The sequence below is a fragment of the Streptomyces sp. DH37 genome, assembly GCF_029813835.1.
Taxonomy (GTDB): Bacteria; Actinomycetota; Actinomycetes; order Streptomycetales; family Streptomycetaceae; genus Streptomyces.
Map to the genome: position 1 here is coordinate 39,241 of NZ_JARVKV010000047.1, position 13,404 is coordinate 52,644.

The 13,404-nt window shown below is 73.4% G+C and carries 7 protein-coding genes and 1 pseudogene; 6 read left to right on the plus strand and 2 right to left on the minus strand.

Annotated elements, in window-relative coordinates:
- Positions 1–21 precede the first annotated feature (21 nt).
- Positions 22–2,790 (plus strand): 1,4-alpha-glucan branching enzyme, encoded by a 2,769-nt coding sequence (glgB, locus tag QC029_RS21405; RefSeq protein WP_279557352.1) that lies wholly within the window; start codon positions 22–24, stop codon positions 2,788–2,790.
- Between the two features lie 262 nt (positions 2,791–3,052).
- Here the strand turns inward: glgB and QC029_RS21410 are convergent.
- A pseudogene (locus QC029_RS21410) lies at positions 3,053–4,294 on the minus strand (cation:dicarboxylase symporter family transporter); the annotation flags it as partial.
- 314 nt (positions 4,295–4,608) lie between these two features.
- On the opposite strand from QC029_RS21410, the gene QC029_RS21415 reads away from it, so the two are divergent.
- Both QC029_RS21415 and QC029_RS21420 read left to right on the plus strand, forming a co-directional pair.
- The gene (locus tag QC029_RS21415) at positions 4,609–6,294 is read left to right on the plus strand and encodes a sensor histidine kinase (protein ID WP_279557353.1); all 1,686 of its coding nucleotides are present in this window, start codon (positions 4,609–4,611) and stop codon (positions 6,292–6,294) included.
- Positions 6,291–7,001 (plus strand): response regulator, encoded by a 711-nt coding sequence (locus QC029_RS21420; RefSeq protein ID WP_279557354.1) that lies wholly within the window; start codon positions 6,291–6,293, stop codon positions 6,999–7,001. Before QC029_RS21415 ends, QC029_RS21420 begins: the two co-directional genes overlap by 4 nt.
- Before the next feature lie 145 nt (positions 7,002–7,146).
- Here QC029_RS21420 and QC029_RS21425 read toward each other — a convergent pair whose 3' ends face one another.
- On the minus strand, positions 7,147–8,172 hold the full coding sequence (locus tag QC029_RS21425) for an ATP-dependent 6-phosphofructokinase (RefSeq protein WP_279557355.1): 1,026 nt from the start codon (positions 8,170–8,172) through the stop codon (positions 7,147–7,149).
- A gap of 294 nt (positions 8,173–8,466) precedes the next feature.
- On the opposite strand from QC029_RS21425, the gene pta reads away from it, so the two are divergent.
- Genes pta through pyk form a run of 3 tightly spaced genes read left to right on the plus strand, consistent with a single transcriptional unit; the run spans position 8,467 to position 13,340 of the window.
- Complete coding sequence (pta, locus tag QC029_RS21430) at positions 8,467–10,635, plus strand: phosphate acetyltransferase (RefSeq protein WP_279557356.1); 2,169 nt, start codon at positions 8,467–8,469, stop codon at positions 10,633–10,635.
- Positions 10,632–11,858, plus strand: a complete 1,227-nt coding sequence (locus tag QC029_RS21435) for an acetate kinase (protein WP_279557357.1) — start codon at positions 10,632–10,634, stop codon at positions 11,856–11,858. The genes pta and QC029_RS21435 overlap by 4 nt, the downstream gene beginning before the upstream one ends.
- A 54-nt stretch (positions 11,859–11,912) precedes the next feature.
- Positions 11,913–13,340: a pyruvate kinase gene (pyk, locus tag QC029_RS21440; protein ID WP_279557358.1), complete on the plus strand. Its 1,428-nt coding sequence runs from the start codon at positions 11,913–11,915 to the stop codon at positions 13,338–13,340.
- Positions 13,341–13,404: the final 64 nt, after the last annotated feature.

Below are 13,404 nucleotides of genomic sequence, written 5' to 3' on the forward strand. Positions count from 1 at the left end.
CGTGCACAGGAGGCTTCTTCCGTGACCCCCCGTCCCGACAGCCGACCGCTCCCCGACGCTTCCCAGCGGCCCGTCCGCACCAGCCCCCGGGACGAGGACGCCGTCCCGGCCGGGTCCTCCGGAGCCACCGGTCCGGAGGACCCGGCCGGGACCGCGGAGTCCGCCGGGGAGGGGACCGCGGCGGAGGCCGCCGCGAAGACCGCCAAGAAGGCGGTCAAGAAGGCGGTCAAGAAGACCGCCAAGAAGGCCACCGCGAAGAAGACCGCCAAGAAGACCGCCGCGAAGGAGGCCCCGGCCAAGAAGGTTCCGGCCAAGAAGACCGCCGCGAAGAAGACGGCCGCCAAGAAGACCGCGACCGAGAAGACGGTGACCAAGAAGGCGGTCGCGAAGAAGGCGCCGGCCGGGAGGACGGCCGTGAAGGAGGCGGTCGCGAAGAAGGTCCCGGCCGGGAAGGCCGCCGCCTCCGGGCCGGTCGCCCGGCCCCAGACCGAGCCGCTGAAGGACCACGCGCCCAACTGGCCCGGCGCCCGTCCGCCCGCGCCGCGCCGGAGCGACGACGCGCCGGCCGGGCACGGCGTGGGCGCCGCCGCCCCGCTGGACCCCGGTGAGCGCCAGCGCCTGCTGCACGGCTCCCACCACGACCCGCACACGGTGCTCGGCCCGCACGAGGTGCCCGGCGGGGTGCTGTTCCGCACGCTGCGCCCGTACGCCCGCTCGGTGGCCGTCCTGGCCGGGGGCATGCGGGCCGAGCTGCACGACGACGGGGACGGGCTGTTCTCCGGGGTGCTCCCGCTGGCGGCCGGGTCCTCGCTCCCCTCCTACCGGCTGCTGGTGCGCTACGGCGAGGAGCCCGGCGAGGACGAGATCGAGACCGAGGACCCGTACCGCTTCCCGCCCGCCCTCGGCGAGCTGGACCTGCACCTGATCGGCGAGGGCCGTCACGAGGAGCTGTGGCGGGCGCTCGGCGCCCGGCCCATGAGCGTCGACGGGGTGTCCGGCACCCGCTTCACCGTCTGGGCGCCCAACGCGCTGGGGGTGCGGGTCGCCGGGGACTTCAACTACTGGGACGGGACCGCCTGCCCCATGCGCTCGCTGGGCGGCAGCGGCGTGTGGGAGGTGTTCCTGCCCGGCGTCGGGCCGGGCGCGCTGTACAAGTTCGACATCACCCGCCCCGACGGCTCCCACACCCTGCGCGCCGACCCGATGGCCCGCCGCACCGAGGTGCCGCCCGCGACCGCCTCGATCGTGGAGGACTCGGTCCACACCTGGCACGACGGGGAGTGGATGGCGCGCCGGGCCGAGCGCCCGCCGCACCGGGCGCCCCTGTCGGTCTACGAGGTGCACCTGCCCTCCTGGCGGCCCGGCCTGACCTACCGCGAGCTGGCCGAGCAGCTCCCGGCGTACGTGAGGGACCTGGGCTTCACGCACGTGGAGCTGATGCCGGTCGCCGAGCACCCCTTCGGCGGCTCCTGGGGCTACCAGGTCACCGGCTTCTACGCGCCCACCTCGCGGATGGGCACGCCCGACGACTTCCGGTACCTGGTCGACCGCCTCCACCAGGAGGGCATCGGCGTGCTGATGGACTGGGTGCCCGCGCACTTCCCCAAGGACGAGTGGGCCCTGGCCCGCTTCGACGGCACCGCGCTGTACGAGCACTCCGACCCGGCCCGCGCCGAGCACCCGGACTGGGGGACGCTGGAGTTCAACTTCGGCCGCACCGAGGTCCGCAACTTCCTGGTCGCCAACGCGGTCTACTGGTGCGAGGAGTTCCACATCGACGGCCTGCGCGTGGACGCCGTCGCCTCGATGCTCTACCTCGACTACTCGCGCGAGCCCGGCCAGTGGACCCCCAACGTCCACGGCGGCCGGGAGAACCTGGACGCGGTGGCCTTCCTCCAGGAGATGAACGCCACCGTCTACCGCCGCTGCCCCGGTGTGATCACCGCAGCCGAGGAGTCCACCGCCTGGGACGGCGTCACCCGCGCCACCCACCACACCGGGCCGGGCGGCTTCGGCGGGCTGGGCTTCGGCTTCAAGTGGAACATGGGCTGGATGCACGACTCCCTGGAGTACATGACCAAGGAGCCGATCCACCGCAGGTACCACCACAACGAGATGACGTTCTCGATGGTGTACGCCTACTCGGAGAACTACATCCTGCCCATCTCCCACGACGAGGTGGTGCACGGCAAGCGGTCGCTGGTGTCGAAGATGCCGGGCGACTGGTGGCAGCAGCGGGCCAACCACCGGGCGTACCTGGGCTTCATGTGGTCCCACCCGGGCAAGCAGCTGCTGTTCATGGGGCAGGAGTTCGCCCAGGGCGCGGAGTGGTCGGAGGCGCACGGGCCGGACTGGTGGCTGCTGGACCCGGCGTACTCCGCCGCCGGCGACCACGAGGGGGTGCGCGACCTGGTCCGCGACCTCAACCGCGTCTACACCGCCACGCCCGCGCTGTGGGAGCTGGACACCGATCCGGCGGGCTTCTCGTGGATCGAGGGGGGCGCGGCCGACGACAACGTCTTCGCGTTCCTGCGGTACTCCGCGGACGGCACCCCCCTGATCGCCGTCTCCAACTTCTCGCCCGTCGTCCGCCACGACTACCGGCTCGGCGTCCCGGACGAGGCGCCCGCCTGGCGGGAGGTCCTCAACACCGACGCCCCGCGGTACGGCGGGAGCGGCGTGGGCAATCCGGAGCCGCTGAAGACCGACTCGGCCCCGGCCCACGGCCGCCCGGCCTCCATCGCCCCGACGCTGCCGCCGCTGGCGACGATCTGGCTCGTCCCGGCCTGACCGCGCGAAAGGCCGCACGGCCCTGTCCAGTGGGGGGAGCGGACAGGGCCGTGCGGTGGGGCCCGGGGCGGATACGGGGAGGTCAGACGCCCGCGGGCCTCCTGGAGGCGGGCCCGGTGGGGGCGGGTTCCCGCGTGGTCCCGGTGTCGCCGGGGGCGCCGGTCCGGCCACCCTCGCCGGCGGCGGCGTTGTCGTCGGTGTCGTCGGCGCCGTCGGTGTCGCCGCCATTGCCGTTGTCGTCGGTGTCGCCGCCGTCGCCGCCGTCGTCGAGGAGTGTCCGCTCATCGAACGGGACGCGGCCGGCCAGCACCTCCCGCACCCGCTCCCCGTCGATCTCCTTGGTCCAGGTGCCGACCAGGACGGTGGCGACCGCGTTGCCGGCGAAGTTGGTCAGCGCGCGGGCCTCGCTCATGAAGCGGTCGATGCCGACGATCAGGCCGACGCCGTCCACCAGTTCGGGGCGGTGGGACTGCAGGCCGCCGGCGAGGGTGGCCAGACCGGCGCCGGTGACGCCCGCCGCGCCCTTCGAAGCGATGATCATGAAGACGAGCAGGGAGATCTGCTGGCCCACCGAGAGCGGGTCGCCCATCGCCTCGGCCACGAACAGGGAGGCCATCGTCAGGTAGATGGCGGTGCCGTCGAGGTTGAAGGAGTAGCCGGTGGGGACGGTGATCCCCACGACCGGCTTGCTGACGCCCAGGTGCTCCATCTTCGCGATCAGGCGCGGCAGCGCCGACTCCGACGAGGAGGTGGACAGGATCAGCAGGAACTCGCGGCCCAGGTACCTGAGCAGGGTGAGGATGTTCAGGCCCGCCACCAGCTTCAGCAGCGCGCCCAGCACCACGAAGACGAACAGCAGGCAGGTGGCGTAGAAGCCGATCATGATGACGGCCAGGGACGTCAGCGCGTCCACGCCCGTCTCGCCGACCACCGCGGCGATGGCGCCGAAGGCGCCGACCGGGGCCACCCACATGATCATGGCGAGCACGCGGAAGACCAGTCGCTGGATGTGGCCGACGCCGCGCAGCACCGGTTCGCCGGCCGGGCCCATCGCCTGGAGGGCGAAGCCCACCAGCAGGGCCACCAGCAGGGTCTGGAGGACCTCGCCCTCGGTGAAGGCGGAGACCAGCGTCGTCGGGACGATGCCGAGCAGGAAGTCGACCGTGCCCTCGCCGGCGCCCTCGGCCTGCGCCGCGCCGGCGCTCCTGGCCTCCTCGGTGAGCCGGAGCCCGGAACCGGGGTCCAGCACGTTGCCGACGACCAGGCCGATGGCCAGGGCGACGGTGGACATCACCATGAAGTAGCCGAGCGCGAGCCCGCCCACCGCGCCGACCTTGGCGGCCTTCCGCACCGAGCCGATGCCCAGCACGATGGTGCAGAAGATCACCGGCGAGATCATCATCTTGATGAGGTTGACGAACCCGGTGCCCAGCGGCTTGAGCTCCTTGGCGACGCCGGGGGCGGCGAAGCCGAGCACGATGCCCGCCAGCACCGCGGCGATCACGGCGATGTAGAGGTAGTGGGTGCGGTCGCGTCTCTTCGTCCGCGCGGTCCGCTCGGCCTGCTCGCTCTGCTCGGCCTGCTCGTTCTGGGGTGGCACGTCGGGCTCCTCGGGTGGTGCGGCTCCGACTCGCGTGGAGTCCCGGCGACTATGCACCCGGGTGTGAGGCCAATCACGGTTGCGTGCATTACGTGCACGGAAAACCCTTCCGGAAGACGGCATTCCGGCCGTGGCGGGGTTCGCGCGGCGGCCCGGCGGCCAAGGCGCCCGGCTTCCGGGGAGGGACGATCGAGCAGGTGAGCGGGCAGACTGGGGCCATGCGTCTGTCCCGTCCCCGCAGCCTGGCAGGCCAGCTCTTCGCGATGCAGGTCGTGCTGGTGGCCGCCGTGGTGGCCGGGTGCGCGCTGTTCACCTACCTGAACGACCGGGAGCAGGCCGAGACCTCGGCCCGGCACCGGGCCACCGCGACGGCCCGTACGATCGCCGACTCGCCCTCGGTGGCGGAGGCGATCGCCTCGCCAGACCCGAGCGCGCGCCTCCAGCCGTACGCCGAGCGGGTCCGCCGCGACACCGGGGTCACCTTCGTCACGATCATGGATCCGCGCGGCATCCGCTGGACGCACCCCGAGCCCGACCGCATCGGCCTGCCCTTCGTGGGCCACATCGGCCCGGCCCAGCGCGGCGAGACCTTCCACGAGACCTACACCGGCACGCTCGGCCCCTCGGTGCGGGTGGTCACGCCCGTCCGCGACGGCGGCGGGCGGATCGTGGGCCTGGTGAGCGCCGGGATCGCGGTCGAGCGGATCACGGCCGAGGTGGAGCGGCAGATGGCCGTCCTGCTCGCGGTGGCCGGGGGCGCGGTGCTGCTGGGCGGGCTGGGCACGTACGTGGTCAACGCCCGGCTGCGCCGCCACACCCACGGCATGAACGCCGCCGAGCTGAGCCGGATGCACGCCTACCACCAGGCCACGCTGCACGCCGTGCGCGAGGGGCTGGTGATGCTCGACGGGCAGCGCCGCATCGCCCTGATCAACGACGGCGCCCGCGAACTGCTCGGCCTGACCGGGCGCGAGGTCGTCGGGCTGGGCGTCGCCGAGCTGGGCCTGCCCGCGCCGCTGACCGGGGCGCTGCTGGCCTCCGAGCCGCGCGTGGACGAGGTGCACCTGACGGACGAGCGCGTGGTGGTGGTGAACACCTCGCCGGTGTCGGTGCGCGACCGGCGGGGCACGGTGGTCACCCTGCGCGACCACACCGAACTCCAGGCGCTCACCGGCGAGCTGGACTCGGTGCGCGGCTTCGCCGAGGCCCTGCGCTCCCAGGCGCACGAGGCCGCCAACCGGCTGCACGCCGTGGTCTCCCTGATCGAGCTGGGGCGGGAGCGGGAGGCGGTGGAGTTCGCCACGGCCGAGCTGGAGCTGGCCCAGGCGCTGACCGACCAGGTGGTCGCGGCGGTCGCCGAGCCGGTGCTGGCCGCGCTGCTGCTGGGCAAGGCGGCGCAGGCGAACGAGCGCGGCGTGGAGCTGGTGCTCACCCAGGACAGCAGCGTCGACGACGGCCTGCTGCCGCCGGACCTGACCGCCCGGGACCTGGTGACGGTGCTGGGCAATCTGATCGACAACGCCCTCGACGCCGCGTCCTGCGACGCCGCGGAGGGCGCTGCGGAGAGCACGGCGGCGGGCGCTGCGGAGAGCACGGCGGGAGGCGCCGCGGAGGGCGGCCGTACCGCCCGGGTCACGGTGACCGTACGGGCGTCGGAGGGCGAGCTGCTGCTGCGCGTGGCCGACAGCGGGCCGGGCATCGGTCCGGAGGCGGCCGAGGAGGTCTTCCGGCGCGGCTGGTCCACCAAGTCCGCCGGGCCCGGGGGCCGGGGACTGGGCCTGGCGCTGGTGCGGCAGACCGCACGGCGGCACGGCGGCACCGTGGAGCTGGCCGGGGCGCCCGGCGGCGGCGCGGAGTTCACCGTACGGCTGCCGCTGCGCGCCGCCGTGGGGGCGGGGGCGTGACCGGGGGCGGCGCGGGCGGCGGGGAGCCCATACGGGTGCTGGTGGTCGAGGACGACCCGGTGGCCGCCGACGCCCACGCCCTGTACGTCTCCCGGGTGCCGGGCTTCACCGTCGCGGGGGTGGCGCACTCCCGGGCGGAGGCCGGGCGGGCCCTGGACCGGCTGGAGGTCGACCTGATCCTGCTCGACCTCTACCTCCCCGACGGCCACGGCCTGGCCCTGGTGCGGGCGCTGCGCGCGGCGGGCCACACCACCGACGTCTTCGCCGTCACCTCCGCGCGCGACCTGGCCGTCGTCCGCGAGGGGGTCTCGCTCGGGGTCGTCCAGCACGTGCTGAAGCCCTTCACCTTCCCCACGCTGCGCGACCGGCTCCAGCGGTACGCCCAGTTCCGGATGACCACCACCTCCGCGGGCGCGGAGGCCGGCAGCCAGGCGGAGGTGGACCGGGCGCTGGCCACGCTGCGGGCGCCGGGAGGCGTCACGCTGCCCAAGGGGCTGAGCGCCGCCACCCTGGAGTCGGTCACCTCCGCGCTGCGCTCGGCCGCCGGGGAGGGTCTGACGGCGAGCGCGGCGGCCGAGCGGGTGGGCGTCAACCGGATCACCGCCCGCCGCTATCTGGAGTACCTGGTCGGCGCCGGGCAGGCCGAGCGCACCCCGCAGTACGGGCAGGTGGGACGGCCGGAGCTGTACTACCGCTGGCGCGGCTGAGATACGGCCGCCCCCGGCGGCGGCTCCGCGCCGGGCGCACGGCCGGGGACCGGGCCGGGCCCGGACGCGCGCCGCGCCCGCGGCGGCCCCCGGAAGGGCGCCGCGGGCGCGGCGGCAAAACGGCGTCAGCCGGTGCGGGGACCGGTCAGAAGACGGCCTCGGTCTCGTCCATCCGGTCCTGCGGCACCGTCTTCAGCTCGGCGACCGCGTCGGCCAGCGGTGCCATCACGATCTCGTTGCCGCGCAGGGCCGTCATCATGCCGAAGTCGCCGCGGTGCGCGGCCTCCACGGCGTGCCAGCCGAAGCGGGTGGCCAGCACGCGGTCGTACGCGGTGGGGGTGCCGCCGCGCTGCACGTGGCCGAGGATGACCGGCCGGGCCTCCTTGCCCAGACGGTGCTCCAGCTCGATGGCGAGCCGGTTGCCGATGCCGGTGAAGCGCTCGTGCCCGTACTGGTCGATCCGGCCCTTCTCGTACGGCATCGAGCCCTCGGCCGGGCGCGCGCCCTCGGCGACGCAGAGCACCGCGAACTTCTTGCCGCGCGCGAAGCGCTCCTCGATCATCTTGCACAGGTCGTCGACCTGGAAGGGCCGCTCGGGCACGCAGATGCCGTGGGCGCCGCCGGCCATCCCGGCCTCCAGCGCGATCCAGCCCGCGTGCCGCCCCATGACCTCCACGACCATCACGCGCTGGTGGGACTCGGCGGTGGTCTTCAGCCGGTCGATCGCCTCGGTGGCCACGGTGACGGCCGTGTCGAAGCCGAAGGTGCGGTCGGTGGCGGAGATGTCGTTGTCGATCGTCTTGGGCACGCCGACCACCGGCAGTCCGGCGTCGGCGAGCATCCGGGAGGCGGTGAGGGTGCCCTCGCCGCCGATGGGGATGAGCGCGTCGAGGCCGAGCCGCTCCAGCAGTTCCTCGGAGTTCTGGCACGCCTCGCGCAGCCGGTCGCGCTCCAGCCGGGCCGAGCCCAGGATGGTGCCGCCCCGGGCGAGGATGCCGGAGACGGAATCGATGTCGAGTTCGCGGTAACGGCCGTCGAGCAGGCCCTTGAACCCGTCCTCGAAGCCGATGACCTCGTCGTGCCGGTCGACCACGGCACGGTGCACGACCGAACGGATCACGGCGTTCAGACCGGGGCAGTCGCCGCCTGCGGTGAGGACTCCGATGCGCATGGGGATCGTTTCTCCTGCTCGCTGCTGGTTCGGGGTGCGCCGCCGCGATTCTTTCACGTCCTGAACGCATTGCCGCCGTCCGTCTCACATACCGTTCGAGACGCGACCGGCACGCGGCCCCACCGGGCACGGCGGTAAGGTCAAGGGTAGTCAAAGGAGCAAGTGCGCAGGTAAGCACAGATACGTACCGGTAACGCCGCTTGTCCGGCACTTTTCCACGGCGGTGCGCCCGGGTACCCGACGGAGGAGCGCGGCCCGCGACGGGCCGGGGTGCGACGAGTAGGGAGAGCACACGTGACGCGCAGCGTGTACGTGACCGGCATCGGCCGCGGGGACGGCCGCCAGGTCGTGGAGCTGGGGGTCATGGAACTCCTGTCCCGGCGGATCGGCCGGGTCGGCGTCTTCCGCCCCCTCGCCCACGACGGGCCGGACCCCATCTACGACCTGCTGCGCAGCCGCTACCGGCTGTCCCAGCCCGCGGGGACCGTGGTCGGGCTCGGCTACGACGAGGCCGCCGCCGCCCTGGCCGACAGGGGCGTCGACGAGCTGGTGTCCCGGCTGGTGGACCGCTTCCGCGCCGTCGCCCGCGACTACGAGGCCGTCCTCGTCCTGGGCACCGACTTCGCCGACACCGGCCTGCCCGCCGAGCTGACGCTCAACGCCCGGCTGGCCAACGAGTTCGGCGCGGCGGTGCTGCCCGTGGTGGCCGGCACCGGCCAGGACCTCGACTCGCTGACCGCCGAGGTCCGCAACGCCCACCACGCGTACGCCTCGCTGGGCTGCGAGGTCATCGCCATGATCGCCAACCGGGTCGCCGACGGCCACGCCGCCGCCGGCCTCGACGGCCATCTGCCGGTGCCGGTGTACGCCCTGCCCGAGGAGCCCGCGCTGGCCGCGCCGACCGTCGCCCAGGTCGCCGAGGCGCTGGGCGCGAAGGTCCTCCAGGGGGATCCGGCCGGGCTCGCCCGCGACGTGCGCGGCTTCGTCTTCGGCGGCGCCACGCTGCCGACCTTCCTGCCCGCCCTGACCGAGGGCTGCATGGTCATCACCCCCGGCGACCGGGCCGATCTGGTCGTCGGCTCGCTGGCCGCCCACTCCGCGGGCTCCCCCGCCATCGCCGGGGTGCTGCTCACCGTCGGGCAGCAGCCCGGCGAGGAGACCATGGCGCTGGCCGCCCGGCTCTCCCCGGGCACCCCGGTGCTGTCGGTGCCCGGCGGCTCGTTCCCCACCGCCGGCGAGCTGATGTCCCTGGAGGGCAGGCTGACGACGGCCAATCCGCGCAAGGCGGAGATCGCCCTCGGCCTCTTCGAGAACCACGTGGACACCGCCCGGCTCACCGAGCGCCTCTCGGTGGTCCGCAGCGACCGGGTCACCCCGATGATGTTCGAGCACGAGCTGATCGAGCGGGCGCGCTCCGACCGCCGCCACGTCGTCCTGCCGGAGGGCGCCGAGGAGCGGGTGCTGCGGGCGGCCGAGGTGCTGATGCGCCGGGGCGTGTGCGACCTGACCCTGCTGGGCGACGAGGGCGCGATCCGCAAGCGCACCGCCGAGCTCGGCATCGACCTGGGCCTGCTGGGCCCCGAGGAGGTGCCCGAGGGGCCGGGCACCTCCGTCCGCGTGGTGGACCCGTACACCTCGCCGCTGCGCGAGCGCTTCGCCGAGCTGTACGCGAGGCTGCGCGCCCACAAGGGCGTCACCTACGAGCTGGCCTACGACCAGGTGGTCGACGTCTCCTACTTCGGCGTCCTGATGGTCCAGGAGGGGCTGGCCGACGGCATGGTCTCGGGCGCGGCCCACTCGACGGCGGCGACGCTGCGGCCGGCCTTCGAGGTCATCCGCACCAAGCCGGACGCCGCGATCGTCTCCTCGGTGTTCTTCATGTGCCTGGCCGAGAAGGTGCTGGTCTACGGCGACTGCGCGGTCAACCCCGACCCGGACGCCGAGCAGCTCGCCGACATCGCCGTCCAGTCGGCCGCCACCGCCGCGCGGTTCGGCGTCGACCCGCGGATCGCGATGCTGTCGTACTCCACCGGCACCTCCGGCTCCGGCGCGGACGTGGACAAGGTGCGGCGGGCGACGGAGCTGGTGCGCGAGCGCCGCCCGGACCTGCTGGTGGAGGGGCCGATCCAGTACGACGCCGCGGTGGAGCCGTCGGTCGCGGCGACCAAGCTGCCGGAGTCGAAGGTCGCGGGGCGGGCCACCGTGCTGGTCTTCCCGGACCTCAACACCGGCAACAACACCTACAAGGCCGTCCAGCGCTCGGCCGGCGCGGTGGCCGTCGGCCCGGTCCTGCAGGGCCTGCGCAAGCCGGTCAACGACCTCTCGCGCGGCGCCCTGGTGCAGGACATCGTCACCACCGTGGCGATCACCGCGATCCAGGCGCAGCAGGGCGGGAGGGCCCCGGGCGGGCCGGACCGGCCGGGTGCGGCGACCGGAACGGCCGGGAAGGCGGCGAACGAGTGAGGGGCACCCGCGTCCTCGTCCTGAACACCGGCTCCTCGTCGGTGAAGTACCAGCTCCTGGACATGGCCGACGGCTCCCGCCCGGCCGCCGGGCTCATCGAGCGGATCGGCGAGCGCACCTCCCACCTGCGCCACTCCCCGGCCGGCGGCCCTCGGCGCGAGCGCGAGGAGCCGGTCGCCGACCACGGGACGGCGCTCAAGTCCGTCGCCGACGAGCTGGCCCGCGACGGCCTGGGCCTGGACTCCCCGGAACTGGCCGCCATCGGCCACCGGGTGGTGCACGGCGGGCGCCTCTTCACCGAGCCGACCGTGATCGACGACGCGGTGCTGGCCGAGATCGAACGCCTGGTGCCCGTCGCGCCGCTGCACAACCCGGCCAACCTCGCGGGCATCCGCACGGCCATGGCGCTGGCTCCGCACCTGCCGCAGGTGGCGGTCTTCGACACCGCGTTCCACACGACGATGCCCGAGTACGCCGCCCGGTACGCCATCGACACCGCCGTCGCCGACGCCCACCGGGTGCGCCGCTACGGCTTCCACGGCACCTCGCACGCGTACGTCTCGCGGAGGACCGCCGGGCTGCTGGGCCGGGAGCCGTCCGAGACGAACGTCATCGTGCTGCACCTGGGCAACGGCTCGTCGGCCTCGGCGGTGCGCGGCGGACGGTGCGTGGACACCTCCATGGGGCTCACCCCGCTGGAGGGCCTGGTGATGGGCACCCGTTCGGGTGACATCGATCCGGCGGTGATCTTCCACCTGACGCGGGTCGCCGGGATGTCGGTCGACGAGATCGACGTCCTGCTGAACAAGCGCAGCGGCCTGCGGGGCCTGTGCGGGGACAACGACATGCGGGAGGTGCTGCGCCGGATGGAGGGGGAGGGGCCGGACGCGGAGTCGGCGCGCCTGGCCTTCGACGTCTACGTCCACCGGCTGAGGAAGTACATCGGCGCCTACTGCGCGGTGCTCGGCCGGGTGGACGCGGTGGCCTTCACCGCCGGGGTCGGCGAGAACGCCGCCCCGGTGCGGCAGGCCGCCGTCGCCGGGCTGGAGGGTCTGGGCCTGGCCGTGGACGCGGAGCTGAACGCGGCGCGCGGCGACGGGCCCCGGCTGATCTCCCCGCCCACCGCGCGGGTCGCGGTGGCCGTGGTGCCCACCGACGAGGAGCTGGAGATCGCCGACCAGACGTACGCGCTGGTCACGGGCGGCACCCCGGGACGGAAGTGAGCCAGCTCACCCCCTGGAACGTTCCGCCACTGAACAAAAGATAGGATCGCCCCCATGCGCCGTTCCAAAATCGTCTGCACTCTGGGCCCCGCCGTGGACTCCTACGATCAGCTCAAGACGCTGATCGAGGCCGGCATGAACGTGGCCCGCTTCAACATGAGCCATGGAAGCCACCCGGAGCACGAGGAGCGGTACCACCGCCTCCGCAAGGCGTCCCAGGAGACCGGGCGCGCGATCGGCGTCCTCGCCGACCTCCAGGGCCCCAAGATCCGCCTGGAGACCTTCGCCGACGGCCCGGTGGAACTCGTCCGCGGTGACGAGTTCACCATCACCACCGAGGACGTGCCCGGCGACAGGACCATCTGCGGCACCACGTACAAGGGGCTGCCCGCCGACGTCTCCAAGGGCGAGGCGATCCTGATCAACGACGGCAACGTCTCCCTCCAGGTGATCGACGTGGACGGCCCCCGGGTGCGCTGCATCGTCATCGAGGGCGGTGTGATCTCCGACCACAAGGGCATCAACCTGCCCGGCGTGGCGGTCAACGTCCCCGCGCTGTCGGAGAAGGACGTCGAGGACCTGAAGTTCGCGCTGCGGATGGGCTGCGACATGGTGGCGCTGTCCTTCGTCCGCGACGCCGCCGACGTGCGCGACGTCCACCGGGTGATGGACGAGGTCGGCCGCCGGGTGCCGGTGATCGCCAAGGTGGAGAAGCCGCAGGCCGTCGAGAACATGGAGGACGTCGTCCTCGCGTTCGACGGCGTGATGGTGGCCCGCGGCGACCTGGCGGTGGAGTACCCGCTGGAGAAGGTGCCGATGGTGCAGAAGCGGCTCATCGAGATGTGCCGCCGCAACGCCAAGCCGGTGATCGTGGCGACCCAGATGATGGAGTCGATGATCACCAACTCCCGGCCCACCCGCGCCGAGGCCTCCGACGTCGCCAACGCGATCCTGGACGGCGCGGACGCGGTGATGCTCTCGGCGGAGTCCTCGGTCGGCCAGTACCCGATCGAGACGGTCAAGACGATGTCGAAGATCGTCCAGGCCGCGGAGGAGGAGCTGCTCTCGCGCGGCCTCCAGCCGCTGGTGCCCGGCAAGAAGCCGCGCACGCAGGGCGGTTCGGTGGCCCGCGCGGCGTGCGAGATGGCCGACTTCCTCAACGGCAAGGCGCTGATCGCCTTCACCAAGTCCGGCGACACCGCCCGGCGGCTGTCGCGGTACCGCGCCGCCCAGCCGATCCTGGCCTTCACCACCGAGCCGTCCACCGCCTGCCAGCTCACGCTGAGCTGGGGCGTGGAGTCCTTCGTGGTGCCGCACGTGGACCACACCGACGAGATGGTGGACCTGGTCGACGCCGAACTGCTCAAGCTCCAGCGGTACAACAGCGGCGACACCATGATCATGACGGCCGGTTCGCCGCCCGGCGTCCCCGGCACCACCAACATGGTGCTGGTGCACCACCTGGGCAACGACCAGCGCTGACCCGGATCCGGGACCGCGTCCCGGGGAACGCCGCGGCGGCCCGCACCCTGGAGGGTGCGGGCCT